Source organism: Mesorhizobium sp. IMUNJ 23232 (genome assembly GCF_044326205.1).
Taxonomy (GTDB): Bacteria; Pseudomonadota; Alphaproteobacteria; order Rhizobiales; family Rhizobiaceae; genus Kumtagia.
The window spans coordinates 88,259-113,486 of sequence record NZ_JBIRCY010000003.1 but is presented as its reverse complement, the minus strand read 5'-3'; the positions used below and the strand labels follow the sequence as shown (position 1 = coordinate 113,486).

Here is a 25,228-nt window from a genome sequence, read left to right as displayed (position 1 = left end):
ACCACGGCGCGCGTCACAGAGGACCGCGTGATCCAGAACCGACAGAAGGAAACGGCATGCTCAGATTTCTGCTTGTCCGCATCGCCTCTGCCATTCCGGTGCTGTTCGTGCTCAGCGTGGTCACCTTCGCGATCATCCAGGCGCCGCCCGGCGACTACAGCGACTATATCCGCTCGCAGCTCATCAACCAGGGCGGAGCGTCCTTCGAAGAGGCCGATGCGCAGGCGCAGGCCTATCGCAAGGAGCATGGCCTCGACCGGCCGCTGACGGTGCAATACGTCAACTGGATGACCGGTATCCTGACGCGCGGCGATTTCGGTCACAGCCTGTTCTACAACAAGCCGGTCGCCGACGTGGTCGGCGAGCGCCTGCCGCGCACTCTGGCGCTGGCGCTGGTCTGCCATGTCCTGGCGTCCGTCATCGGCATTTCCTTCGGCGTGTTCGCCGCCACGCGGCAATATTCCTGGATCGACGGCGTGCTTTCGGCGGTGTCGTTCCTCGGCATGACGGTGCCGCGCTTCCTGATGGCGCTGATCATCGTCTACGTCCTCGTCTTCCATTTCAATGTGAGCGAGATCAACAGCTTCCATTCCGCCCACTATGGCGGCGCGCCCTGGTCCTGGGACAAGTTCGTCGACCTGGTGAAGCATGTCTGGCCGGTGGTCGCCATCGCGACATTCGGCGGGCTCGCCTACAACATGCGCGTCATGCGCGGCAACCTAATGGACACGCTGAACGCGCAATATGTCGAGACGGCGCGCGCCAAGGGGTTGAGCGAGGGCGCGGTCGTGCTGCGGCATGCCGTTCCCAACGCGCTGCACCCGCTCGTCATGTATCAGGGCGTCGTGCTCCCCTACATGCTGACCGGCGAGATCGAGACGGCGATCATCTTCGCGCTGCCGACCGTCGGGCCGGCGATCGTCGGCTCGATGTGGGTCGGCGACGTCTATGTGACCGCGACCTTCATGCTGGTCCTCTCGGCGACGCTGATCGTCGGCAACATCATCGCCGACCTGCTGCTTGCCGCGCTCGACCCGCGGGTGAGAATTGGAGGAGGCGCGTGATCATGACCGTCGACGTTCACGGCACCGTTCCGGTCGCGGCCCAGCCGGAGGAAAAGCCGCAGCAACATCACGAAAGCTATTCCGCGCTTGTATGGCGGCGGCTGCGGCGTTCCTGGACCGGCATGATCGGCCTCGTCCTCGTCAGCCTTCTCATCGTCATGGCGGTGTTCGCGGATTTCCTGGCGCCGGTCGATCCGAAGGCGACCGATATCGCGTTTGCGCCGCCGCAGTCGTTCAGCATGCACGACAGGGACGGCAATTTTGTTTTCCCGCCGCGCAGCTATCCCGTACGCGAGACGCAGGAACTCGATCCGATCACCTTCCAGCCAATCGTCGGCCCTGACTACGACAACCCGCAGATACTCGGCTTTTTCGTCAAGGGCGCGCCCTACCGGCTGTTCGGCCTGATCCCGGCGGAGCGCCATTTCTTCGGCGCCGTCGACGGTTCGCCCGTGCATCTGCTCGGCACCGACAAGTTCGGCCGCGACGTGCTGTCGCGCATCCTCTACGGTTCGCGCATCTCGCTGATCATCGCACTCACCGTCGTCTTCATCGTGACGCTGGTCGGCACGACGGTCGGCATGGTGTCGGGTTATCTCGGCGGCCGCTTCGATGCCTGGACGCAGCGCTTCGTCGAACTCGTGCTCGCCTTCCCGCAACTGCCGCTCTACCTGGCGCTCGCCTCCCTTATCCCGGTCACGGCGCCGACCAACGTGTTCATCGGTTTCGTCGTCATCGTCATGTCGGCGCTGGGCTGGGCGCAACTGTCGCGCGAGGTTCGCGGCAAGACGCTGGCGCTCGCCCGTGTCGACTATGTGCGGGCGGCGATCGCCATCGGCGCGACCGACCGGCGCATCATCTTCCAGCATATCTTTCCGAACGTGATGAGCCACGTGATCGTCGCGGTGACGCTGGCGATCCCGCAGGTGGTGCTGCTGGAATCCTTCCTCGGGTTCCTCGGCTTCGCCGTGAAGCCGCCGCTGATCTCCTGGGGGCTGATGCTGCAGGATACGGCGAACTATTCGGCGATCGGCTCCTATCCGTGGATTCTCTCGCCGGTCGGCGCCGTGCTGATCACGGTCTTTGCGTTCAACGCGCTGGGCGACGGCCTGCGCGACGCGATCGACCCGTATTGAGGAGGGCAGGGATGGCTTCCGAAGCGCTCGACAGCATGGCCCCCGAGGAGCGGCGCGATCTCGCCGCGAAAAAGGGCAGGCCGGTCATCGATGCACGCAATGTCGGCGTCGAGTTCACCGTCGAGCGCGGCAAGGTGCAGGCGGTCAAGGACGTCTCCTTCCAGCTCTACCGCGGCGAGACGGTAGCCATCGTCGGTGAGTCCGGCTCGGGCAAATCGGTGACGGCGCGCACCGTCATGGGCCTCTTGTCCAAGCGCGCGACGATCAGCGGCCGCGCCCGTATAGAATATGACGGCAAGGACGTGCTGAAGTTTTCCGACAGGCAGCGCCGGGCGCTGCGCGGCGACCGCATCTCGATGATCTTCCAGGAGCCGATGAGCTCGCTCAATCCGATCTACACGGTCGGCACCCAGATCGTCGAAGCGATCCGCATCCACCGTCGCATGGGCCGCAAGGAGGCGCAGGCGCGGGCGCTCGAACTGCTGAGGCACGTGCAGATCCCCGATCCGGAGGCGCGCCTCAACCAGTACCCGCATCAGCTCTCCGGCGGGCAGCGGCAGCGCGTCATGATCGCCATGGCGCTCGCCAACAATCCCGACGTGCTGATCGCCGACGAGCCGACCACGGCGCTCGACGTGACGGTGCAGGCCCAGATCCTCAACCTGATCCGCAGTCTTCAGCGCGAGCTCGGCATGGCGGTGATCCTGATCACCCACGACCTCACCGTTGTCCGCCAGTTCTCGGACTATGTCTATGTGATGAATGAGGGCGAGGTGCGCGAGCACAATCTGACCGAGGCGCTGTTTGCGAATCCGGCGCATCCCTACACGCGCAAGCTGCTTGAGTCCGAACCGCGCGGTGCCGCCAATCCGCTGCCGGAGGGTTCGCCGGTCATCCTCGAAGGCGAGGGTGTGCGCGTCGCCTTCACGCTCAAGAAGGGTGGCTTCTTCAACGCCCAATATACCGAGCTTCTCGCCGTCAACGATCTCAGCATCCATCTGCGCCGGCACGAGACCCTGGGGCTGGTCGGTGAATCCGGGTCGGGCAAGACCACTTTCGGCCAGGCGCTGATCCGGCTGATCGAAATCGACGCCGGCCGGATCGTCTTCGACGGCAAGCAGATCGAGGCCAGGTCGCGCGAGCAGATGCGGCCGCTGCGCTCGCGCATGCAGGTGGTGTTCCAGGACCCGTTCTCGTCGCTCAATCCGCGCATGTCGGTCGGCCAGATCATCGAGGAGGGGCTGATCGTCAACCGGCTCGGTGCGACACGCGCCGAGCGGATCGACCGGGTCCGGGACGCGCTGGTTAGCGCCGGGCTGCCGGGCAACATCCTGTCGCGTTTTCCGCACGAATTCTCCGGCGGCCAGCGCCAGCGCATCGCGATCGCCCGCGCCATCGCGCTGGAGCCGGAATTCATCCTGCTCGACGAGCCGACCTCGGCGCTCGACCTGTCGGTGCAGGCGCAGATCATCGACTTGTTGCGCAAGCTGCAGGACGAGCGCGGCCTGAGCTATCTGTTCATTTCCCACGACCTCAAGGTCGTGCGCGCACTCTGCCACCGCGTGATGGTGATGCAGCACGGCAAGATCGTCGAGGAGGGGCCTGTCGCCGAAGTCCTCTCCAATCCCAAGACCGCCTACACGGAGAGGCTGGTGCGCGCCGCGTTCCAGGTCGCCGCGTAGGTCCGCAGCATTCTTCCAAGCAAAGGCATAGCAGCATGGCCAGACAACCCAGGATCACTTTCATCGGCGCCGGCTCCACGGTGTTCATGAAGAACATCATCGGCGACGTTTTGCAGCGCCCGTCGCTCGCCGGCGCTACCATTGCGCTGATGGACATCAATCCGCAGCGACTGGAGGAGAGCGAGGTCGTCGCGGGCAAGCTGGCGAAGACGCTTGGGGTCGGCGCGAAGGTCGAGACCTATTCCGACCAGCGCCGAGCGCTGGAAGGGGCGGACTTCGTCGTCGTCGCGTTCCAGATCGGCGGCTACGAGCCCTGCACGGTGACCGATTTCGAGGTGCCCAGGAAATACGGACTGCGCCAGACCATCGCCGATACTCTGGGCGTCGGCGGCATCATGCGCGGGCTGCGCACCGTGCCGCACCTTTGGTCGATCTGCGAGGACATGCTCCAAATCTGCCCCGATGCCATCCTGCTGCAATACGTTAACCCGATGGCGATCAACACCTGGGCGATCGCCGAAAAATATCCGGCAATCCGGCAGGTTGGCTTGTGCCATTCTGTACAGGGCACCGCTTGGGAACTGGCGCGCGATCTCGACATCCCCGTCGAGGACATCCGCTACCGCGCCGCTGGCATCAACCATATGGCGTTCTACCTGAAATTCGAGCATCGCGAGAAGGACGGCAGCTATCGCAACCTCTATCCGGACCTGGTTCGCGGCTACCGTGAAGGCCGCTTCCCGAAGCCCAGCCACTGGAACCCGCGCTGCCCGAACAAGGTGCGCTACGAGATGCTGACCAGGCTCGGCTATTTCGTCACCGAGAGTTCCGAGCATTTCGCCGAATACACGCCCTATTTCATCAAGGAGGGCCGGCCCGACCTGATCGAGAAATTCGGCATTCCCCTGGATGAATATCCGAAGCGCTGCGTCGAGCAGGTGGCGCGGTGGAAAGGTATAGCCGACAGCTACCGCGAGGCCGAGACCATCGAGGTCGAGCCGAGCAGGGAATACGCCTCCTCCATCATGAACTCGGTGTGGACCGGCGAGCCCTCCGTCATCTACGGCAATGTGCGCAACAAGGGCTGCATCACCTCGCTGCCCGAAAACTGCGCCGTCGAGGTGCCATGCCTGGTCGACGCTTCCGGCATCCAGCCGACCCACATAGGCGCGCTGCCGCCGCAGCTCACGGCCCTCATCCGGACCAACATCAATGTTCAGGAGCTAACCGTCTCCGCTTTGATGACGGAGAACCGTGAGCATCTCTACCACGCCGCAATGATGGACCCGCATACGGCGGCCGAGCTCGACCTCGACCAGATCTGGAGTCTGGTCGACGACCTGCTTGGGGCGCATGGAGATTGGATTCCCGCGTGGTCACGGCCCCGGAAGCGATCATGGGTTGCCTGAAAGGACGATGGCGCGGGCGTTCCCAACGCCGCATGGCGGCCGATACCGACATGCTCAGTCAAGCTGAAACGTCCGGCAGGACGATCTCGATCGAGTGTTTGTCGTCGAGGCGGAATTCGGACGTCCACGGTCCCGGATAAGCTGCGTGGAGGGAGCCGATCAGGTCCGGCAGGTTCTTTACGACCGCACCACCTCTCGCCAGAGTATATGGCTTGCTCCACGCGATGTCCGCATTGGTGAAATGCAGCACCATGGGCCTGTGGCCGTGAATGCCGATCAAATCTTCGACGACCGACGGGTCGGGGTTGTCATGACGGCCGTCGGCGGAAAACACATAGTGCGTCGCTTCGAAAAACCTCAGGAAGCTGCTCGGGTTGTTCGCGGAACTGCTATGGTGCGGAACCTTCAGCAGATCGATCTTGCGGGCCGCATCAGGCAGGCCGAGTTCGGCCCACGCCGTGACGATGTCGTCGCCGCGGGCGTCGCCGGTCAACAGCAGGCTCCGGCCGCCGACCTCGACCAGGACGACGATCGACGACAGATTTGGAACGGACGTGTCGAGCCGCGTGGCGAACAGGTCGGCAAGCGCCGCCGCCCGTGCCGCTTCGCTCGGCGCCGAGAGCGCCTTGCTCCAATCGTCCCGCAGCCGGTCCAGCCGCCGCTGCAGCGGGCCGAGGACGGTCACCTTGGCGCCGTCGATCATGAGCGCCGATCCCGGCCGTGCGGCCACGAAGCCGCTCGTCGGAACATTCCCGTCCAACCCGAGCGAGCGCAGGCTGGCGGCAAGCTTGTTGCCCTGCGGTATGCTCTGCAGGATCGCATCGCCGCCACGCCCCAGCGCGCCCGGCGCAAGCCGCCCGGCGGTCGGGTTGGAAAGCTGCAGGGCGATCGCGCCGCTCGACTGCGCCAGGCAGGCGGGCGCCGGGCCGACGAGGTCGTCGAACGCGTTGAACCAGAAGCGGCGAAACCGCACATCGCCCGGAAGCGGCGCTTTCGCGGCGAGATCGGCGGCGAGCCTGCCCAGCCCGTCGATATGGTCGTCATCGATGTGGCTGACCATGCCGAGGTCGACGGCAAATGGCATTGATGGATCGATCTGCTTGAGCCGCGGCAGGAGGACGTCCCGCAAAACGGACACTGGTTCGCCGTTTACCTCAGCGCTGCGCGGCCCGCCGTCGATGATCCAGGTGCGCCGTTCGCCCTGTGCATCGTCGTATCGAAGGATGAGGCAGTCACCGTGCAGCGCGTTCAGAGCTTCGAAAACGACCAATTTGGGTTCTCCTCAGACGGACCGGAGGGCACGCGGGACGTCGACCGGGCCGGCGCCCTGAAAATCGCGCTCACGGCCGAATTCGGTGGCCGTCCGCATGAGGAAGACCGTGGAGCCGCAGATCGGGACATTGATAGACCTCCAGTTGGCCGGCGGGTCGAGCGGCTGTCTGATCCCGGCCAAAAACCTTGCGGATTGTCCGGCGGACCGCGTGAACCCAGCGTGAAAAGACCGTCGCTTCCGTCCTCGGAACATGGGATGGATACCGGGAGTGTGGTGCAAATGCCGGTGTCCCGATCATGGCAGGATCGGACATCGCCATCGCGATGCTGGGCTGGCCGGGGATGGCGAATTGAAAGCGTTGGGCATGGATCGACCGCTGGAGACCAAAGGGAGCCAGGGCATATTCGAGCCGGCGGCCCGGTATCTCTCCGGAGAGCGCGGTCTCGATGCCGCACTGGTCGCCAGGATCGAGAAGTTCCTTGATGTTTTCGACTATGTGCCGGTCGGGGCGCATGCGGATGTTGCCGAGGCGACGACGCAAAATCGCGTGGCGCTGCTTCGCGCCGCTGTAGGCTTCAACCTGTTCAGGCTGCACTCCCGCACCGCGCCTGGCCTGACGTTCTTCGGTGGAACCGCCGATCCAGGCGCTGCCCGCCCCGGGGCAACGGAACTTCGGGCAAGCCTCGTCGGCGCAGGAGAAACGCCCCGGCAGGCTTTCGAGGCCTGCGTGGGGGAGGGCGTCGAATATCTGTCGCAGTTCCGGCACGAAGCTGACGAGATCGTAGTCGGCTCATCTCTGGGTGCCGCAGCATGGAACGGCGACGCCGTCACGAAGTCGCTGCTCGATCTTGCCGGCGCCGCCGCGCCGGATGGCATCGACTGGATCGCCGCCAAGGACATGTGCGACAATACAACGCAATGGCTGCCCGCGAACATCGTGGTGCGCGATTCAGCGTTGGTGCGGCCCGGCGACGAGCGCTTCGCCTTGAGCAGCGGCTGCGCGGCCGGACCGACCTGGGCCGCCGCGGTTGCCTCCGCCCTGTTCGAACTCATCGAGCGCGACGCCGTGGCGATGTGGTGGAAAGGCGGGCGTGGCGGCGGCCCCATAGCGCTCGAAATCCTGGCCGAGCTGGGGGCGTTGGAATTCCTTGCCAAAGCCAGGCGGGACAGTCGGCAGCGAATCACGACGCTGCTCGACATATCGGGAGATATCGGCATTCCCTGTGTTGCCGCAGTATCGTTCGACCGGTCCGGAGGACGGTTCGCCGGCGGCTATGCCTGCCATCTCGACGCGGCACGCGCCTGCCGGGGGGCGATCGTTGAAATGTGCCAGATGGAATTCGGGCGGGAGGTGGCGTCGGCCAAGCTCCCTCACCTCCCCCCCGACGCGCTGACCGAAGCCGATCTCGCGCAGGAACGCCGCGCCGGAGGCATTTCAGTCGACCGTCCCGGCGTTACGGCCGGCTTTCTCGGTTCGATGTCGCTGCGCAGCGGTGATTCGCCGGCGCAGGCGAATGTCCTCGCTGAAACGCTCGATCGGCTCACTTTCAATGGCTTGCATGCCTATGCCGTCGATTTGACCCGGCCGGCATTCGGCATTCCGGTGGCACGGGTGGTTGTGCCGGGGTTGCGGCCCTATCCGTCGCGCATTCTTGGTGCCGGAGTCGCTAACGCAGCGGCAGGCTGGTTGCAAAAGCCATTACCTGTCGACAATATCGATCTGCTTTGAGGCATCCGCTTCCCCGGCTTGTTCGGGAGTGACATGCAGCACAAAATCCTGCTTGGCGAATTGGGGCGGCAAGACATGTCCGGAAGTACGAGCGCCATGTACGGGCTGACCACTTTTGGCAAACCGGCATTCGATTTTGCCGGCACGGAAGTAGCCATCGTCAATCGCAAATCGATGGCCCTGCTTGCCTACCTTGCGAACACGACGCACGGCTCCGAGAGCCGCGAGCGGCTGGCAGGCCTGTTGTGGAGCGAATCGACCGAGGAGAGGGCGCGGGCGTCGCTGCGGCAGACGATCAGCGATCTCAGGACCTGCCTGTCAGGCTTCGCCGAGCCGCCTTTCGTCGCCGACCGCCTCAGCGTGACTCTTCAACTGCCGCAGGTTCGAATCGATCTGCGCGATATTCGAGACGGGCTGAAGGCGGGCGCAATCCATTCGGTATTCCTCAATCGCGACCGCCTTCCGGAAACCTTCCTGGCTGGCTTCGAGGATCTCGATCCGGCCTTCCGGGCATGGCTTCTTGTTCAGCGCCAATGCATCCAGAACGAACTCGTCGGCAATCTGGAAGCGCTCGCGGCGGCAGCGCCGGATCTTCCCCAGTTGCGGCAGGCCGGACTGGCGCTGCTGAACCTCGATCCGACGAACGAGGTGGGCTGCCGGGCGGCCATGGAGGCCTCGGCCCGTCTCGGCGACACGGCGGGCGCCCTGCGGCTCTACAAGGCGTTGTGGGACATATTGGACGAGGAGTTCGACAGCGAGCCTTCGGACAAGACAAAGGACCTCGTTCTCGAGATCAAGATGGGACGGATCGGGCCGCCGCGACAATCCAATGACCTGGTCGTGCCGCGATCAGGCCAGGAGCGCGGCGCCGCGGCTCTCAACCTGATCGCCGTCCCGGGGGCGCAGCCGAAGCCGTCCGAGGCTTATTTCCTTTTCGTCGGAGACTTCGAAACGACCGGCGTCTCGACTTCGCCGGCGCTGGCCTCGGCGCGCCTGCTGCGCCACGAACTCGTTGCCTCGCTGGTCAGGTTCCGCGACTGGGCTGTACTCGACCTCGACGGGAAAATGCCGCCGGACGTACGCAGGCCGGCCTTCCTGATCGAGGCGGCTGCTTTCGAGGAGCGCGCTTCGCTGCGCTTCATCCTCACCCTGAAGGACATGAGCAACGGCCGTTTCATCTGGAGCGAGCAGTTCTCGATCGAAGCGACGGCGTGGTTCACCACGCAGCAGAGCATCATCCGGCGCATCGCCATTGCGCTCGACGTCAGCATGTCGTCGGAAAGCCTGACCCGCATATCGAGCATCCCCGACCTGTCGCTCGATCAGTTCGACCGGTGGCTGAAGGGACAGGAGATGATATTCCGGTGGCGGCCCGAGGACGAAGCCAAGGCAGAAGCGCTATTCCGGTCGATCATCCAGGACGCTCCGCATTTCGCCCCCGCCTATTCCGGCATTGCCGGGATCCTCAATTCGCGCCACCTGATCTTTCCCGGCCTGTTACGCTCGGAGGAAGATCACGCGGAAGCACTGCGTCTGGCCAAGATCGCCGTCGAGCTTGATCCAATCGATTCGCGGACCCAACTCCATCTGGCGTGGTCCTACGCGATGAACGGCATCCCGGACAAAGCCGGCCTCAACTTTCTGCTGGCCTGCGACCTCAATGCCAACGACCCATGGACGCTCGTATCCGCATCCCTGGGCCTTGCCTATTGCGACGATCTCGAAAATGCCGAGCGGCTCTCCAAAGCCGCCCTCGACATCGGCCTTGGCGTCTCGAAGCTGCATTGGAGCTATCAGGCCGGTGTGCGATTCATCCTCGGCGATTTCGCCGGAAGCGTCGAGGCTGCCGACCGAGCCGAGGATATCGTCTTCTACATCCGGGCCTGGAAAGCCGCTGCCTGTGCGCTGACCGGAGACGTGGAGGCTGCGCGGGACGAGGCCGGGAAATTCCTGGCGCTGGTTCGGGCGAACTGGTTCGCGAAACCGGCGCCAGACGACGACAGGATCACGCGATGGCTGCTGCAGAGCTTTCCGATCGCCAAGCCCCGCGTCTACGCCAATCTGCGGCGGGGCCTCGAGATCGCCGGCTTGCCTGTGTCGCGTGATCGCCGCAGCGTCACCGTGCGAAGGCCGCGGTCAGCGGCAGCCGCGGATCGTGTAGTCGGCGATGCGTGAAAAGAAAAAATCCTCGCGCTTGAAGTCGTCCGGATTGTTGATCGCGTCGAAGTAGAAATCCGGAATGCCATATTCATTCAGATCATCGGTCTCGTTGGCAAGCTGCTCGTGAGATTTCGTAACCTGATTCTTGGGTGGCAGCCGCAGGAAGAAGACGTGATCGTAGCCCTGCATGATCTGGATTTCCTTGAACCGATCAGGAACCTGCACGAGGCCGGCGAGCTGCTGCTTGAATTCGGCGAGGTCGCGTGGACGCGTGCTGGGATCCTGGGCCCATTGCACGACCTTCATCCCGGTCTCACGGAAATTCAGGATTTTCATCGGTGCGGGCAGCGCTGTAGGATCGTCGACAGGATCTGGCATTTGTTGGTCTCCTATGAGGTAGCGACTTAGTCGGACAGGGTGACGAAGCTGGGCGTCGCGTTCTCCAGGCCGAGCACCTTGGCCGTGAAGGTGATGAGGCCCGGCATCTTCCGCGGGGCGCCGCCGGGGAAGAGCAGTTGCAGCAGCACTTTCGTCGCCGGGTCGGATTCGATCTCGTCGGCCGACGCGGAAAGGCCTGCGGCGAAGACGTCTCCGACGAGGACGGACCCCAGCGTTCCCAGACTACAGCCGTTGGCGTCTTCCGCGGCCTCGAAGAGCAGCCAGAGAATGAGGGGCGGATTGCCGGAGAGATGGTCGAGCTCGCTTTCGGAAAAGGCGACGTCCGTGCCGGACAGCCAGCTTCGCAGCGCCGCTGCTCGCCGGTCAGGATCAGCGAGCAGCGGCGCTCCGTCGCGGATCGCCGGCGGCAGCGCGTCGATCAGCGCCTGGAGCGTAAGCAGGCCTCCGACGGTCCCGCGGACCAGGTCGCGAAGCAGCAGGCCAGAGTAATTTGTATTCGGGAGCTTCGCCCGATCCTCCGCCGACAACTGCGCGGGGTCGAGCAGCTCGGTGCCGTCCGGCCCGACAAGCTGGTTGGCAAAGTCGCCGTTGGAGATCATCACGTCATTGAAGCACGGTCCGATGCGGCGGCTCGGCTGCGGTTTGGATTTGCCGATCTCGAAAAAATTCGACCAGTCGGCGATCCAATTGGTGGCGGGGGGCAGCTTGTGAGGCCGGCGCGCCGAGGTCGTCCTTAGCACGTCGCGGACGCCTTCGCCCTCCGGATGCTCGTCGTTGAACACGTAGGACATGCGCACCATCGAATGGCCGAGCCGGTACGCCGCATGCGAGAATTCGAGCGGTATCCCCGCTGCATCGATATCGGCCAGCGGTCTGAAGCCCGAGGCATCGTAGCGCTGCAGCACCGACGGGAGCAGTAGCTTGCGGAGCAGGTCGTTCCTGACGATGTTGCGGTAGAGCGCCGTGGTGACGCGCCGCGCATTCTCGAAAAGATGCAAACCCCGCGGCCCCGTCTGATCCGACGGCGGCATGTCGGGCAGCGCCCGCAAGGCGGTCACCACCGCATTGTGAACATGATGGAACAGCGCGGTGACCTGCGCGACCATCGCATTGTCGTCGTTGCGCTCGTCGGGAATGAGCATGTCCGGCGGGCCGGACTTCACGCCATCGCTCATGTCGGACTGCCGGAACCGGGGAATGTCGCGATGCGGGAACGGGCAGGCGCCCTCGGGAGGTTTGGGCGCCGAAGCGGGCCGCTTGCCGATCGAACCGGTCCTGAGCATGGTGCGGTAGCCGTCACCCTTCTTCGGCAACTCGTACAGGAATTCGCTGAATACCGGGCCCGCCCCGTAGAGAGCCTCCAGCAGCAGAGGCCGCTCCCGCAGATTGCGGCGCTCCTGCTCCGCCGAGGAGAGGCTCGCGGAAATCGCCGAGTTGCGGATCACGTCGTGCGCGGCGAACTGGGCCAGATAGGTGTAGCCGGCTGGAATCTTCCGGTTGAAATTGGTCGCCTTGTCGGACGACACGCCGTCCTTGAACAGATGCGGCTTGGCGAGACGACGCGCCAGCTTGGCGAACATGGTCTGGGTCGCCCATGCATCGCCCAGGCCGAAATAGGTTTCGGCCGGATCGGCATAGCCCTCCCTTGCGAAATTGCGGAAGCGTGTGGGAACCGCGTCCGGCGCTTCGGCGAGCGCTGCCGGCGCGAAAGCCAATATGGCTGCCCCCCCGCCAGCCCCCGCACGTGCCGCCACACGTTCTCGCTGAATCGGCCGCGCATCGGCGAGGCTGGCTCCCCTTACTCCCCCGTGCTCGCCCATGTTCCCTCCCGACGGACTGCCCAATCAAGGTCTCTGGACCGGCGTCCACCGCCTGGTCGAGAGTGTAGTAGCGAAGCGTTTCGACAATCAAGATCGCCTGGCGCGCGTCCTGCAATGCCATGAAGCGATCTGCCGATGCCGTCGAAACCCCTGTCGTTCGCAAGAGTCATGGAGTTTTAGATCCCCATTCCCCGCGAGTGCAGCGATCTTCACCCGCGCTGCGTGAATTCACCGTGAATCGAAACGGCGGCGCCAACTCACGATGAATTCACGGAGCGACCGCAAAAGTCCGTTCGGCCGCTTCGCAAGAGGCCGTTTCCGCCGTGACACTGACCGATGCGTTCGGAGCACGGTCCTGCGGGAGCAGATAATTTTCCTTGCGCGACTGTCTGACCTTGGTCGCGCAGCAACGGAGCCGCTCGGCGTCCCCAACTGCCGGGCGGCTCCGTCTGTCATTGGCCGAAATTCGGCGCCGCCGCGATATGCGAGGAGGATGGAGATGCCGGAGAATCCCCGCAGGGTTTTCTTGCCGCCAAGGTGCATGTCTTCGCACGACCCGATGCGCAGCCGCGACGCCGTCTGCCGCCGGCGTCTGCCGGGACGACGCTGCCCTTTCCAGGCGCCGGCCTGCCCGGCGGTCTGCCGCCTGTCGCCATCGATGACAGGATTGCTCGAACCTGTTTGACGGGAGGTAAGCAGGGCGCGCGAAACGGCTGCTTCGGACGACACGGCCCCGCCAGTTTGCGATTTACGCTCGCAATCGCATCAAGCTTTGCGGCGCCGCGCGTCTCGTCGAGCTGGACAGCGCAGAGCCTTCAATCTGCGTGGCAAGTTGTTGCGCTCCATTATTCTAACTGTGCCGCGCTACCTGCTCGGCCGAGGCATCCTTGCTCGACATGCGCCTCGATCGCGGCCACCGTTTCCGGTTCCGGCTGCCGCCAAATGCCGCGCAACTGTCATGCGCCGTCGAAAAAACCTCCGAAAGCGGTCAGGTCGAGCAGTTGCGTTTCGTCTCGGACTTCGGTGCGGATACCGGAGAGGTCGTGGGCAAGGTTCTGGCGCAGTGTCTGACCGCCGAAATGCAGGCCGCCTATGCGATAGGGATTGCGCAGGCTGATGATCGGAGCGCCTGAATTGCCGGCAAGCATCGTCGCGTCGTGACTCAGCGCCCAGCTGCGCTGATCGCCGACAATCTCGCCCGGTTTGTTCACGATCCGGCCGGGGCTGAGATATTTGGTCCCGTATTCGTCGCCGAACAGTTCCCGGAAGCGGTCCCAGATATCGGTCGACGCTTCGCCGGTGTCGGGATCGACGGTGGACGAAAGTCCGGGCCTGGCCGGATAGCCGACGACGACGAGCTTGGATTGCCCGGCCGATTCCGTGAAGAGCGGCCCCGAGGGAGCCGGACGCGGGAGGTCTGCTCCGGCCGCGTTGGTCGTTTCCACTTCAAGGACGGCGATGTCCAGTTTGCCGACATCCGCGACCTCGCCGATCTTCCAGGGGCCGGCGGTCAGCACACTCTTGATGACGAACCGGCGAGCCTCGTCCTTCGCCGCCTCGTCGAAGCAGATCGAGACCCTAGCATTGAGAAGAAATTTCTGGCGTCCATTGGCGGACGGGATCGGCTCGGAAAAGGCCTCGACCACATGACGGTTGGTCATGACGAGGCCCTTGGCGATGACTGTTCCGGTCCCGACATGTGTGTGGCCGTCCGGCCCGTCGATATCGATGCGGCCGACCGCGTCGATCAGTGGTTTCAGAACCGTCCTCGGCGGACCGAGATCGTCCGCCCAGGATTCGAGTTGGGGGTCGTGCGGATCGATCATGCCGGCGACGACCTTGAGCGCCGGCCTGTCCGTCAGGCGCACGATCGCTTCCGCCGTTGCGCGCGCCGCGCCGGTCGACTCGGTTGGAATGTCCGAGCCGCGGGTCCAGGCATCGACGACTCGCTCGGCGTGGGACATCATTTCGTCGCGAGCGTTCCGCGCCTTTTCCGTCGAGTCCATCCGCGTGTCATAGCGTTTAAGGGCCCTCTCGATACGATCGAGCATGTCCTTCTTGCCCGAACAGGCGAGCGTCGTGCGAGCGGCAATCGGCAGAGCAGCAGCGCCTTCCTGGAGGAGGGGGCGTTGCGGAAGAAGTCCTGACGAAGGCGTGCGTGGACCGACGAAGGCGGTAAGAGGCGTCGCTGCCGTCGGTGCCGATCCGGGTTCGAGCAGAGCCGCCGCTGTACTTTTGACGGCCGCCGCTAACGCCCTGCTGGGACGGGGTGCGGCGGCGCTTTCGAGCGCGCCGACGCGTTTCGGGTCCGTCCGCTGGCCCCGATCGAGCGCAAGAAAGCCCGCTTCGGCGGCAAAGCGCTGAGGGTTGTCCGTCGCATCCAGAATCGACTGCCCCGGATTGGCGTTGCTCGACATCGACGGTTTCGGAATCTCGGCGAGCGGCAGACCAAGCAGTTGCTCGGCGTCGACGACGCCGGTGCCCATGGATTTCGAAGGCCATTGGCCGGGCTTGCGTGCCGTCTTCCTGATCGCCGAGCGAAACAGTTCCTGGACAGTCACGCCCCGTTTGCGCGCCTCTGCCCGGACCGCGTCCGGCGAGTGCCTGGCCAGCCACAACGCCGCGCAGCCGGCGGCTATGGCAACCGCGAAGGACGTGCCCTGGCCCGGCTCGACAAGCGACTTGTCGGTATCGGACGGCCAGCGCCGCCGCGCCACGTAGACATTCTCGGCTGGTGCGGAAACGTCGACCTTGGGGCCGCGCGACGACCCTTTCCAGGGCCGATCATTGAAATCCACGCCCGCGACGGCGATGACGTTGGCGTCCCAGGCGGGGTATACGACCGCGTGCACGCAATTGCCGGCGGCGGCGAGCACGATCATATCGGCCTTGACCGCCCGCTCGATGGCGCGGCGCACGTCCGCGCCTTCTATCGGCCCGCCGATGCTCATCGAGATGATGTCGCATCCCGTCAGGCGGGCGTGGTCGATCGCGGCGGCGACGGCGGCGCCGCTGCCGATAATAGCGGAATCGACGCAGCGGATCGGCACAAGGGTAGCACCAGGCGCGACGCCGACGATCTCCAGCGACGGCTGGCTCACCACCGCGCTCGATGTGGCCGTGCCATGGCCGGGAGACCCCATCGTCGGCCACAGCGGATCGATCGGCATGCCGCCCCCGGCGAGGATATCCGTGCCTCTGCGGATGTCGATCGCACCGTCCAGCTCGCGGTGGTCGGCCACCCCCGTATCCGGCTGACCGATCACGATGCCCTGGCCGGTGGTGCCGAAGGTTGCCCAGGCCTTGTCCGCCTTCACGGCCGAGACGGCCCAGCGCGCCGCCGGCGGCGGCGGCGCGTGCGACTTGCACAGCGTCCAGACGATGCCGCCCACCGATTCCGGCGGGAAGTGGCCGAGCTCATCGTCCGTGATCCAGCCCGGATCGACGTCCGGAACGCAGGAGACCAGTCCGCAATCATCAACGAGATTCTGCGCGACGTCGAAGAGGAAGCCGGCGGACTGGCGGCGGATCACGCCGGGGAATTGCAGGACATGAACGAGCGGATCCTCCCCGGGCGGAAGCGGGAAGTAAGCGAAACAATCGCTGCCGATGACCTCAGCGAGCTTTCTCCTCGTCATTTCCGGGTCGGGGACGTCACGATATTCGAGCGTGAACCGGATGATGCCAGGCGTCAGCTTTTGAGAAGTCGAACCGGCAGTGGCGTCGGCGGCCGCCTTGAGGAATTGGCGATACATGTCCTGTCTTCCTTTCGCGACTGCCCGGCTGGTCGGCTAGCCGAACTCGGCCTCGAAGCTGGCGATCACCCGATTGGCGACCGCTCCGGCCGAGGTCCGGATGATTTCGCGCGATGTCGAGACCTCCGTTTGAGGCCCTGCGCGACTGCGCTCTGTCACTGTCGCCCGGCCGATTCGCGCCGGAGATGAATCGCTTGGCACGGGCCTGGCGGGCGCATTGCAAAGCGACCCTGTGACGACAGTTGACCGCCCGACTCGCTATCGTGCGAGGCGGTGGAAACCTTGCGGATTTCCTGAACGGACCGGCGGATGGGTTGCCGGTCTCGCGTTGTGTTTGCCGCCGTCCGGTCGATCTGAACGGAAACGGCGGCATGATGGATGGGACGGATCGTGTGGGAGGCCACGATCCGTCCCGGCAACCGGTCTATGGAGCTACGCTGCGACTTCCTACAGGCCGTTAGATCCTAGTGACCGGCGCAGCAGGTCTCCATGCCGGTCGCGGCTAGGCTGCCCATTGGCGTCACGCCCGCCATCATCGGCGAGATCGCCTCCACGCCTTGCGGCACCAGGACAAGGTCACGGAACCGGCCCCAGTCGAAAGCGGTCCCCGGATCGCTGCGCCGTTCCGGGTCGAGCGCCGCGTGGGACACGATGGTCTTGAGATTGGGATATTTCGCCCAGCAGTAGCGGACGATGCGGGCCGTGACTTCTACCTGCCAGTCGGAAAAACTGTCGTCATCCTGTGTGTTGACGATTTCGATGCCGAGGCTCCAGTGGTTGACGCGCGTCGCGCCGCCATTCACCCGCGGATGGCTTTTGTCGTTGCGGACATGCCAGGCGGCGCGCGCTTCCGGCGCACACGCCCAGACGATCTGTCCGTGCTGGGGCTCGTTCTCGTCCGGAACCAGCCAGTGGAAACTCGCATTGCCGGCCTGCATGACAGACATCGCGCCGGCCGAACTGCTGCCGGCGGTCGCGTGGATGACGACTGCCCGCACACCCAGGATCGGGTCGAAAATCCGCGACGAGGTTGAGCTTGCCCAGAAATTCTGGACGCCGGGATACCACATTTCCGGAATGCTGACGGGGTCAGGTCTGGATTGGGCCGGCAGATCGAACAGGTAGGTTCTCGGATTGGGCATGCTCGCCTCCTGCAGAGTGCGGTTGATGGGTGATACTTTCGTGGGTTGCTCGTGAAATCAGCGTGAACCACCGGAAGGCGGGATTTTCGGACATATTTGATCCGACCGCGGTGTTTGCCGACCGCTACTCGCGGGCAGCACAGATCGTCGCCAAGGGGCGGAAAAAATCCGCGCTGGCCGTCGATTCCCTGCTCTTTTCACGTCCGGCGAGGCCGGCGGCGTCTAGGATGTGTCGGGAGGTTCTCGCGCCGGGAAGGCAAATCCGTGGACGATTTTCAAAACCTCGTGCGCCTGATGGGCGGGTTTTAGCCGCCAGCCCGGCGGGTGGGCAGGCTTCAGCGGGCGTGTCCGGCGAAACCGGACTGGCGTATCGGCCTTTTTGCCTTGCACGCTCGCGGTGTGGCGGATCGTGTTTTGCGCGGCCGCCGTGTCGTGGGTCCTGTCTTGCGCGACCGCGAGGCGATCCGGCCCGTGTTGCGCAATCAGCAAGTCGTTGCGCGCCTTCCAGCGGCCGAAACGTCTTGCCTGGGCCGGCAGGTCGTCGAGTGCGGCGGCGAGCGCCTGCAACCGCAACGACAGCCGCGCCGCATCGATCGGATCGTCCGGCGACGGAGGCGGAGGCAGGAAGCGGTACGGCCAGCCGTCACCGAACGGCATGATGCGCTGCACAGCGTGCGCGGGCACAGAATGGCGGTGGACGCTGGTTGGGTTTCTGAGCGGATCGAGCAGCGGCAGGCTGATTGTGCGCGGGCGGTCGGCACGGATTGCGGCGGCCGGCTTCGCTTCGGCGGCGCCGACAAAATCGGCAGGCGACATGATGACGGCGATGCCGGGGCTGCGCTGCGGCAGCTCCGTGCTTATGGGCTCCGGCGTGCGCGGCGGCATGGCTACCACGAGGCCACGCGCGGCCGCGATGATCAGTCGCCGGGCGGCGGCTTCAGCCGGAAGCAGCAACATCAGCATGGCGCGGTGGAGATGGCGGGGAAGGGTAAGCGCCGGGGACAGTTTCCCTTTTTCGGCCTGTCCGGTTTCCGGACTGCCGAAGCGTTTCCACCGGAACAGGAAAAACCGTCTGTCAGAACCCGGCCCGGCCATGCCGACGAGCGTGGCCAGGACGCGCTTCAGCGCCTCCCGGTTCTTCTCGACTGCCGCATTCCAATCCGTCCATTCCACCACAGCCCCCTCCAGACAGGGCTGGCGCTACTATCGCACGTATCGGATGCAGGGTAAATAATCCTAGGAATATATTCATGACAAATGCTGACAGTGACCGCCGGGCGAGCCCATGCCTTGCGATTCCAGCAGCAGGCAGACATTCGCGAACGAGGGATCGCGACCAACCCAAGCTTGCCATCGAAAAGAGCGATCCGGCTCCAGTCATGAGGCGCAGGAAGCAGATGATCCCAAAGTGGGCTGTGACCACTTGTTAGGGCTAACACCTGGGGATGCCCCGAAGTCGAGCAATACCATTAGGTTCCATTAATCGCCCTTGTCGAAGAAGGCCCCGGAAGGCAGCACATTATCCTTCATCAGCGGGTACAAAAAAATTTTCGTCGGAGGGTCTTGAAGCGTTTTTGGCCGGTTTCTAACTCATTTTCGTCGAGGCTTCGGCTCGACACCTTGGCGTCGCAGAAGACGCTGCGGCGCTGCTTGTAACCCATGTTGCTTTACGGAGGATATGGCTATGAGAAGCCCTGAATACGCCCCCCTTTTCCGATCGACGGTCGGATTTGACCGTCTCTTCGACATGCTCGAAAACAGCGTGCGGACCGACTGGCCGCCGTACAACATCGAGAAGAAGAGCGAGAACGAGTACCGCATCACCATGGCCGTCGCCGGCTTCAGTGCCGACGAAGTCGAACTGACGCAGCACGGCCCCGAACTGACGGTGACCGGCCAGAAGAAACCGGACGACAATGACCGGCAGATTCTGCATCGAGGACTGGCGGTCGGCAACTTCAAGCAGGCGTTCAAGCTGGCTGATTATGTGAAGGTTGCGAGTGCCTCTCTGGAAAACGGCTTGCTGTCTATCGAATTGGCGCGCGAAATTCCCGAGGAGATGAAGCCTCGGCGCATCGCCGTAACTTCAACGGCGGGTCCGGCTTCAATCCAAGGTGCCAGTGAGCTCGAACAAATCAACCAGGATATCAAGCCGCGAAGCAGAGCGGCCTGACGGCACAACCACCCTCAACACTGCGGTCCGCCTCCCGGCGCCACCGGGAGGCGACAGATTGCGGAGAATGGAGATGAGCAACTCACACAGCTTACCTAACGGCAATCATCCGAACGAACACCCGCACATCGCGCTGGTCGTGCTCGGCCAGCCTGACGACGTTCTGCACGATGCCCGTTTAACTCCACAAGAAAAGCGCGAAGTGCTTGCGTCCTGGGCGTCGGATATCCACGCCGTTCCCCATGTCCCTTCACTGCGCCAGCTTCCCGACGGTTCAATTATTAAAGTCGAGGACATCCTTCGTGCCCTGCGCGCGCTAGATGAAGGCGCCAAAGTTGTGTCGGCCGATGGGAGTCGTATGCCGCCATGGCAGCGGACTTTCACCCGGCGCCGGACCTGGGACCTGCGGAAATGGGCACGCTACGGCCGTAGGCCCGGCGATGATGATGATCCGCCTCCATGTCCGGCTTCCGCAGCGATCCGGCCGAAAAGCGGTGGGGGTGCGGCGTTCGCTGTCCCCGAGCCAGTTTCGGCGTAGCACTGAAGCGCGGCCGGAGATCGACCGCGCTTTACCCCAATGGTTTTGAGCGGAGGAAATAATGCGAGAGATCAATCGATGCTTCGATCGGCCCGTTTATTTGGCCGACGGCCCAAGCAGTGTGTGCGAGATATTGGATGCGGCCGACGCGATCGAGTTCCTTGAGGAATGGCCGGCCGAGTTGAAGGATACCGCCTCTGAAGTAGCGCTACGGGTGTGTCGCCGTGCGCACGACGGGCTCGTACCTATCTCGGCCGCCCGCAACGCGATAGAGGGCTTTGCCAAGTTGGCAGGGATCCTTGAGGATCGAGTTAGCGTCAGCGCATTGCCGTGCTCTGACACCGCGATAACAATCGCGTGAGCGTTCGCAACTCGATACCCGGTCCCTCGATTTCGAAGGTCTGAGAGGTATCCAAAAATGCTCTTACGCCCAGCTGGAAATCAGCCCGATCCAGATTTCGGTCGAACCGCGAGAATAGCGCTCGCTGCCATATGCTGGGGTGCATTGATCGCAGGTGTAATCGCCATAGTGACAACCTTGGCGCATTAGCGATGCAAGCCTGACTCAACGCAAACTTTTCTCGCCGCGTGGCTGCTTTGGGGAGTCGGCAACGTTCATGCGTACGGCTGCAACGAGGCGCAAAGCTGCGGCACGAGTCATGTGCGGCTAACGTTAGTTTCTCACCGATTGCAGACTTAACGGCTTCGTTAAATCGGATGCCTCTCAAGATCAGGAACGGCGAGTCGTGGTCCACAAGGACTGCGGATCAGTTCGGATCGCCGCCGGCGCCGAGGCGATAGGCGAGCTGGGCCCGCGTCAGGCCGAGCAGGCGTGCGGCGGCGGACAGGTTTCCGCCGACTTTCGCCACGGCCGACCGGTAGGCCGACTGCTCCAGCTCCGGCAAGGTGAGGCCGCCCTCATCCAGCAATTGCTCCAGCAGCGGCCGCAGTCTGCCTTCGGTGTCCTCGCCGGCCGCGGAGGCGGGGGAGGGGAACCTGAGCAGTTGCAGTTCGACTTCCGCACGCGATACGGTTTGGCCGCCGTGGTGCGCGGCAAGCACGGCGCTGAGCACCGTGCGCATCTGCCGGAGGTTGCCGGACCAGGCCGACTGCTCGATCAATTTTGCGGCCGGACCGTCGAGTTGCGGCGCCTCGATGCCCATCCTGGCCGCGAGCACCGAAACCATAGCCTGCGCGATTGCCGCGCGCTGGCCGTCGCGCTCGTCAAGTTTTGGCATACGAATGGTGAGCGCCGACAGCGCGTACCAGAGTTCGGGAGACAGTGGCGGCGGTCCGGGCGGGCTGGCCGATGGATCGTAGCCGAGCAGCGCCAGGACGCGAGGGCCGCCGACCAGCATCCCGTCCTCAATGGCGCGGGCGAGATGCGGCTGGATTTCGGACGGGATCTGTTCGGCGGCGTCGATCAGGATCGTTTCGCCGGAAGCGCCCCGGCGTCCCGCCTTGCCATGCCGCGCGATTTCCTCGCACATTGCGAGGTCGACCCGGCTGCCGAAGACACGGCGCGGATCGGTGCCGGACATGCCCGAGGCGCGGTGGAGATAACGCGCCGCGCGCGTCCGCCCGGTGCCGGGCGAGCCGACGATCGCCACGGGAAGCGCCATCCGCGCCAACCTGTCGAGGTCCGCCCGCACCGGCGCCAGAATCAGGCGGTCGAGCTCGGAGAGCGCGCCCTCGGCGGTGCGGGCTGCGACCTTGCGGAGCGGCTCGGACCAAGTGCCGTCCTGCGGCGCGGTGATGCGTTCGCGAAAAAGGATCACTTCCGGGTCGCCCGGACCCCAGGTGTCGGCCGGTTTTCCAACCACCCGGCAATGGCGATGACCCTGGGCGGCGCATTCGACCTCCTTGTAGACGATGAGGGTGTCGAAGAATTCGCTCGCATAACCCGAAGCATAGCCCAACTGGGTCCAGCAGACGGGCTCCGTCGTCCTCTGCAGCCTCCGGAACTCGGCGGCCTCGACGCTGTCGTGCCAGAGGAACTCGCCGGCGAAGCGCTTCTTGCGGAAGTCGAAGTCGTTGTAGACCGTCTCGACGCGGACCACGCCGCTGAACGTATGCAGTCGCGTGCCGGCAGTGAAGGCGTCGCCGATGTCGACGTTGGGCCAGTTCGTCCGCACGAAACGCGCGTCGGCCTGCCCGGTAAGGAATCCCAGCCGGACCAGGAACACACGCGCTTCCTGCGGTCCCAAGAGGCGGATCAGTTCGCGCCGCAGTTCGACCCCGACGGCGGCGCGCTGCATGACGACGCGGTCGCCATTGATGCGGATGGTGCCGTCGACCGGATTGAAGACCAGGCTGGATAGCAGTTCGCGAACCGTCGGCTTGCCGCGGTCGAGCAGCCGCGATGGCTCAATCGGTGCCTTCATGACGTCCCCTCCCGCGCCCTCCACCCGGCGCGACGCAGCCGCAAGACTTCAGGCTCTTGCTCAAATCGTCAAGCCTTTGTCATCATTTCATCAACCTGGCTTGTGCGCATAAGCGCATACCGGTTCACCATTCTTCAGCTAACGGATTGAATTTTCGATCATATTGGCCAGAAGGCAGAGATAATTCGATTGTCTTGTGCCGGCGATTTGACAGGTGCCTACGACCTGTCGCCCTAATCCGCACATGATTGCCGCAGGAGGAGCGGCGCTCATCAGACGACAACGTGGACGGGTCCCATGGACCCCGCGACACGGGAACGGTCGGGGATGAGTGTCGCGGCACGGGAGGAAAGATGGCGACTTTGCAGGAGATGTTCGATGTGCGGGGCAAGTCGGTCATCGTGACCGGCGGCGCGAGCGGCATCGGACGTGCCTATGCCGAGGTCATGGCAGACCACGGCGCGCGCGTCTGCATCTTCGACATGAACGCCAAGGGACTTGAGACGGTCGTCACCGAAATGGTGGCCGGCGGCGGCGATGTCTGGGGCCAGGCGCTTGACGTAGCCGACCGCGCCCGCATGGCGGCGGCGTTCGACGCCGTTGCGAACCGGCATGGGCGCATCGATGTGGTCTTCGCCAACGCCGGCATCGATGCCGGGCCGGGCTTTTTGTCGACGGAAGGGCATCGGATCCCGGAGGGCGCCATCGACGTGCTTGACGACCATCACTGGGACCGGGTGATCGAGATCAATCTCAGTTCCGTCTACACGACCGTAAAACACGCCGCCCGCCATATGAAAGGCACCGGCGGCGGCCGGATCATCGTCACGTCTTCGATCGCCGCGCAGATCAACGAGGCGATCGTCGGCACACCCTACATGCCGGCCAAGGCGGGCGTGGACCACTTCGTCCGGCAGATGGCGATGGAATTGGGCGCTTACGGCATCCTGGTCAACTGCATCTCTCCCGGCCCGTTCATGACCAACATCGCCGGCGGAAGGCTGAAGATCGCGGCGGACCGCCGGGCGTTCGAAGCGCAATCCCTGATCGGCAGGATCGGCGACACCGAGGACATCAAGGGCCTTGCGCTTTATCTCGCTTCGCCCTGCTCGTCCTACGTGACGGGAAGCCAGATCGTCATCGACGGAGGGTCGATGCATCGCATCAAATAGCCGGAACCAGGCGCCGCCATGCAGCAGGAGGGCGGGGCGGCGTCCGGTCGAATGGAACAGACATCAAGGGAGGAGAACATGATGGAATTGAAGAATCGTCTAGTACTGCCCTCGCGGCGCACTGTGCTGAAGGGTTTTGGCGCCGGGCTTACAGCTTCGGCGCTCGGCATGCCGATGGTGGCGCGCGCCCAGTCCAAGGGCACCATCAAGGTGGGTTTCGTAACGCCGGCGACCGGCCCGCTGGCGCCGTTCGGCGAAACGGACGGCTGGGCGGTGGACAAGGTCAAGCAACTGCTGGCCAACGGCCTGGAGACCACGTCCGGGAAATATGACGTCGAGATCCTGGTGAAGGACGGGCAGTCCGACCCAAACCGCGCGGCTGAGGTGGCCGGCGACCTGATCCTCAACAACGAAGTCCATCTGATCGTGCCGTCTTCGACCACCGATACGGTCAGCCCGGTGGCCGACCAGGCCGAGTTGTATGAATGCCCCTGCATCTCAACGGGCGCGCCCTGGCAGGCGATCATCTTCCCGCGCGGCGGCGCGGACAAGCCGTTCAAGTGGACTTACCATTTCTTCTGGGGCCTTGACGAAGCGCTGAACACCTTCGTCGGCCTGTGGAACACCATCGAGACCAACCGCAAGGTCGGCATGCTGTTTCCGCAGAACGCCGATGGCGAAACCTGGGGCAACAAGGAATACGGCCTGCCCGTGCCGACGCAGAAGGCCGGCTTCGAGATCGTGGTTCCCGGCTACTTCCAACCGCGCACCAACGACTACACGGCCCAGATCAGCGCCTTCAAGCAGGCCAATTGCGACATCGTCGGCGGCATAACCTATGTCGACGATTTGAAGACCTTCGTGAACCAGTGCGCCCAGCAGGGCTACAAGCCGAAGGCGGTGACGGTGGCGGCGGCGCTGCTGTTTCCCTCCGGCGTGCAGGCCATGGGCCCGCTCGGCGACGGCATGTCGTCCGAGGTCTGGTGGACCCCGGCGTTCCCGTTCAAATCCTCGCTGACCGGCCAGGTGAGCCGCGATGTCGCCAACAAATGGGAGAGCGAGACCGGCAAGCAGTGGACGCAGCCGCTCGGCTACAGCCACGCGATCTTCGAAGTGGCGCTCGACATCCTCAAGCGGTCGTCCAATCCTCTCGACCGTGGCGCCAACCTCGAAGCGATGGTCGCGACCAACATCGACACGCTCATCGGCAACGTCAATTTCGCCAAGGGACCGCACAAGAATGTGTCGACCACTCCGATCTTCGGCGGGCAATGGGTGAAGGGGGAGAAGTGGCCCTACGACCTGAAGATCGTCGACAACACGGTCAACAAGCTGTTCGAGCCGGAACAGAAGATGATCCTGCTGCCGTGGTCGGCCTAGGTCCGGGAGCGG

The 25,228-nt window shown here is 64.2% G+C and carries 19 protein-coding genes; 11 read left to right on the top strand and 8 right to left on the bottom strand.

Annotated features, from left to right (window positions below; translation table 11 throughout):
• The first annotated feature begins 56 nt into the window (after positions 1 to 56).
• Genes ACH196_RS03345 through ACH196_RS03330 form a run of 4 tightly spaced genes read left to right on the top strand, consistent with a single transcriptional unit; the run spans position 57 to position 5,291 of the window.
• On the top strand, positions 57 to 1,064 hold the full coding sequence (locus ACH196_RS03345; protein WP_396644929.1) for an ABC transporter permease: 1,008 nt from the start codon (positions 57 to 59) through the stop codon (positions 1,062 to 1,064).
• Positions 1,065 to 1,066: 2 nt separating this feature from the next.
• Entirely contained in the window at positions 1,067 to 2,200 is a 1,134-nt protein-coding gene (locus ACH196_RS03340) for an ABC transporter permease (protein WP_396644927.1), read from the top strand.
• Positions 2,201 to 2,211: 11 nt separating this feature from the next.
• Complete coding sequence (locus tag ACH196_RS03335) at positions 2,212 to 3,882, top strand: ABC transporter ATP-binding protein (RefSeq protein WP_396644925.1); 1,671 nt, start codon at positions 2,212 to 2,214, stop codon at positions 3,880 to 3,882.
• Between the two features lie 35 nt (positions 3,883 to 3,917).
• Entirely contained in the window at positions 3,918 to 5,291 is a 1,374-nt protein-coding gene (locus ACH196_RS03330) for an alpha-glucosidase/alpha-galactosidase (protein WP_396644924.1), read from the top strand.
• Between the two features lie 58 nt (positions 5,292 to 5,349).
• On the opposite strand, the gene ACH196_RS03325 is transcribed toward ACH196_RS03330, so the two are convergent.
• Together ACH196_RS03325 and ACH196_RS03320 are read right to left on the bottom strand one after the other, a co-directional pair.
• Positions 5,350 to 6,561 (bottom strand): hypothetical protein, encoded by a 1,212-nt coding sequence (locus ACH196_RS03325; protein WP_396644922.1) that lies wholly within the window; start codon positions 6,559 to 6,561, stop codon positions 5,350 to 5,352.
• Positions 6,562 to 6,631: 70 nt separating this feature from the next.
• Positions 6,632 to 7,159: a hypothetical protein gene (locus ACH196_RS03320; RefSeq protein WP_396644921.1), complete on the bottom strand. Its 528-nt coding sequence runs from the start codon at positions 7,157 to 7,159 to the stop codon at positions 6,632 to 6,634.
• On the opposite strand from ACH196_RS03320, the gene ACH196_RS03315 reads away from it, so the two are divergent.
• Together ACH196_RS03315 and ACH196_RS03310 are read left to right on the top strand one after the other, a co-directional pair.
• Positions 7,112 to 8,293, top strand: coding sequence for a YcaO-like family protein (locus ACH196_RS03315; RefSeq protein ID WP_396644920.1), 1,182 nt, complete (start codon positions 7,112 to 7,114; stop codon positions 8,291 to 8,293). The two genes, ACH196_RS03320 and ACH196_RS03315, sit on opposite strands and share 48 nt — an antisense overlap.
• Before the next feature lie 75 nt (positions 8,294 to 8,368).
• Positions 8,369 to 10,468: a BTAD domain-containing putative transcriptional regulator gene (locus tag ACH196_RS03310; RefSeq protein ID WP_396644918.1), complete on the top strand. Its 2,100-nt coding sequence runs from the start codon at positions 8,369 to 8,371 to the stop codon at positions 10,466 to 10,468.
• Here the strand turns inward: ACH196_RS03310 and ACH196_RS03305 are convergent.
• From ACH196_RS03305 to ACH196_RS03285, 5 genes are all read right to left on the bottom strand, one after another.
• Positions 10,430 to 10,831, bottom strand: coding sequence for a hypothetical protein (locus ACH196_RS03305; protein ID WP_396644916.1), 402 nt, complete (start codon positions 10,829 to 10,831; stop codon positions 10,430 to 10,432). The genes ACH196_RS03310 and ACH196_RS03305 overlap by 39 nt on opposite strands.
• A gap of 26 nt (positions 10,832 to 10,857) precedes the next feature.
• On the bottom strand, positions 10,858 to 12,606 hold the full coding sequence (locus tag ACH196_RS03300; RefSeq protein ID WP_396644914.1) for a peroxidase family protein: 1,749 nt from the start codon (positions 12,604 to 12,606) through the stop codon (positions 10,858 to 10,860).
• A 1,022-nt stretch (positions 12,607 to 13,628) separates the two neighbouring features.
• Entirely contained in the window at positions 13,629 to 16,427 is a 2,799-nt protein-coding gene (locus tag ACH196_RS03295; RefSeq protein ID WP_396644913.1) for a S8 family serine peptidase, read from the bottom strand.
• 464 nt (positions 16,428 to 16,891) lie between these two features.
• The gene (locus ACH196_RS03290; protein ID WP_396644912.1) at positions 16,892 to 17,569 is read right to left on the bottom strand and encodes an N-acetylmuramoyl-L-alanine amidase; all 678 of its coding nucleotides are present in this window, start codon (positions 17,567 to 17,569) and stop codon (positions 16,892 to 16,894) included.
• Positions 17,570 to 17,791: 222 nt separating this feature from the next.
• On the bottom strand, positions 17,792 to 18,742 hold the full coding sequence (locus tag ACH196_RS03285; protein WP_396644911.1) for a hypothetical protein: 951 nt from the start codon (positions 18,740 to 18,742) through the stop codon (positions 17,792 to 17,794).
• 511 nt (positions 18,743 to 19,253) lie between these two features.
• Between ACH196_RS03285 and ACH196_RS03280 the strand changes: the two genes are divergently transcribed.
• The 3 genes from ACH196_RS03280 (at position 19,254) to ACH196_RS03270 (ending at position 20,641) form a co-directional block, all read left to right on the top strand.
• On the top strand, positions 19,254 to 19,742 hold the full coding sequence (locus ACH196_RS03280) for an Hsp20 family protein (RefSeq protein WP_396644910.1): 489 nt from the start codon (positions 19,254 to 19,256) through the stop codon (positions 19,740 to 19,742).
• Positions 19,743 to 19,815: 73 nt separating this feature from the next.
• The gene (locus ACH196_RS03275; RefSeq protein ID WP_396644909.1) at positions 19,816 to 20,280 is read left to right on the top strand and encodes a hypothetical protein; all 465 of its coding nucleotides are present in this window, start codon (positions 19,816 to 19,818) and stop codon (positions 20,278 to 20,280) included.
• A 61-nt stretch (positions 20,281 to 20,341) separates the two neighbouring features.
• Positions 20,342 to 20,641 carry a DUF982 domain-containing protein gene (locus tag ACH196_RS03270; protein WP_396644908.1) on the top strand — a complete coding sequence of 100 codons (300 nt, stop codon included), beginning with the start codon at positions 20,342 to 20,344 and terminating at the stop codon, positions 20,639 to 20,641.
• A 406-nt stretch (positions 20,642 to 21,047) separates the two neighbouring features.
• Here ACH196_RS03270 and ACH196_RS03265 read toward each other — a convergent pair whose 3' ends face one another.
• Complete coding sequence (locus ACH196_RS03265) at positions 21,048 to 22,664, bottom strand: XylR N-terminal domain-containing protein (RefSeq protein WP_396644907.1); 1,617 nt, start codon at positions 22,662 to 22,664, stop codon at positions 21,048 to 21,050.
• A 353-nt stretch (positions 22,665 to 23,017) separates the two neighbouring features.
• Between ACH196_RS03265 and ACH196_RS03260 the strand changes: the two genes are divergently transcribed.
• Both ACH196_RS03260 and ACH196_RS03255 read left to right on the top strand, forming a co-directional pair.
• Positions 23,018 to 23,836, top strand: coding sequence for an SDR family NAD(P)-dependent oxidoreductase (locus ACH196_RS03260; protein WP_396644906.1), 819 nt, complete (start codon positions 23,018 to 23,020; stop codon positions 23,834 to 23,836).
• 81 nt (positions 23,837 to 23,917) lie between these two features.
• A complete protein-coding gene (locus ACH196_RS03255) occupies positions 23,918 to 25,216 on the top strand; it encodes an ABC transporter substrate-binding protein (RefSeq protein ID WP_396644904.1) in 1,299 nt (432 codons plus the stop codon).
• Positions 25,217 to 25,228: the final 12 nt, after the last annotated feature.

Excerpts from the sequence above, each read along its gene's own strand:
- ACH196_RS03290 (WP_396644912.1), bottom strand. The coding sequence starts at position 17,569 with ATGCCCAATCCGAGAACCTACCTGTTCGATCTGCCGGCCCAATCCAGA.
- ACH196_RS03340 (WP_396644927.1), top strand. The coding sequence starts at position 1,067 with ATGACCGTCGACGTTCACGGCACCGTTCCGGTCGCGGCCCAGCCGGAG.
- ACH196_RS03255 (WP_396644904.1), top strand. The coding sequence starts at position 23,918 with ATGGAATTGAAGAATCGTCTAGTACTGCCCTCGCGGCGCACTGTGCTG.
- ACH196_RS03305 (WP_396644916.1), bottom strand. The coding sequence starts at position 10,831 with ATGCCAGATCCTGTCGACGATCCTACAGCGCTGCCCGCACCGATGAAA.
- ACH196_RS03335 (WP_396644925.1), top strand. The coding sequence starts at position 2,212 with ATGGCTTCCGAAGCGCTCGACAGCATGGCCCCCGAGGAGCGGCGCGAT.
- ACH196_RS03260 (WP_396644906.1), top strand. The coding sequence starts at position 23,018 with ATGGCGACTTTGCAGGAGATGTTCGATGTGCGGGGCAAGTCGGTCATC.
- ACH196_RS03295 (WP_396644913.1), bottom strand. The coding sequence starts at position 16,427 with ATGTATCGCCAATTCCTCAAGGCGGCCGCCGACGCCACTGCCGGTTCG.
- ACH196_RS03270 (WP_396644908.1), top strand. The coding sequence starts at position 20,342 with ATGCGAGAGATCAATCGATGCTTCGATCGGCCCGTTTATTTGGCCGAC.
- ACH196_RS03280 (WP_396644910.1), top strand. The coding sequence starts at position 19,254 with ATGAGAAGCCCTGAATACGCCCCCCTTTTCCGATCGACGGTCGGATTT.
- ACH196_RS03275 (WP_396644909.1), top strand. The coding sequence starts at position 19,816 with ATGAGCAACTCACACAGCTTACCTAACGGCAATCATCCGAACGAACAC.
- ACH196_RS03310 (WP_396644918.1), top strand. The coding sequence starts at position 8,369 with ATGTCCGGAAGTACGAGCGCCATGTACGGGCTGACCACTTTTGGCAAA.
- ACH196_RS03265 (WP_396644907.1), bottom strand. The coding sequence starts at position 22,664 with ATGAAGGCACCGATTGAGCCATCGCGGCTGCTCGACCGCGGCAAGCCG.
- ACH196_RS03330 (WP_396644924.1), top strand. The coding sequence starts at position 3,918 with ATGGCCAGACAACCCAGGATCACTTTCATCGGCGCCGGCTCCACGGTG.
- ACH196_RS03345 (WP_396644929.1), top strand. The coding sequence starts at position 57 with ATGCTCAGATTTCTGCTTGTCCGCATCGCCTCTGCCATTCCGGTGCTG.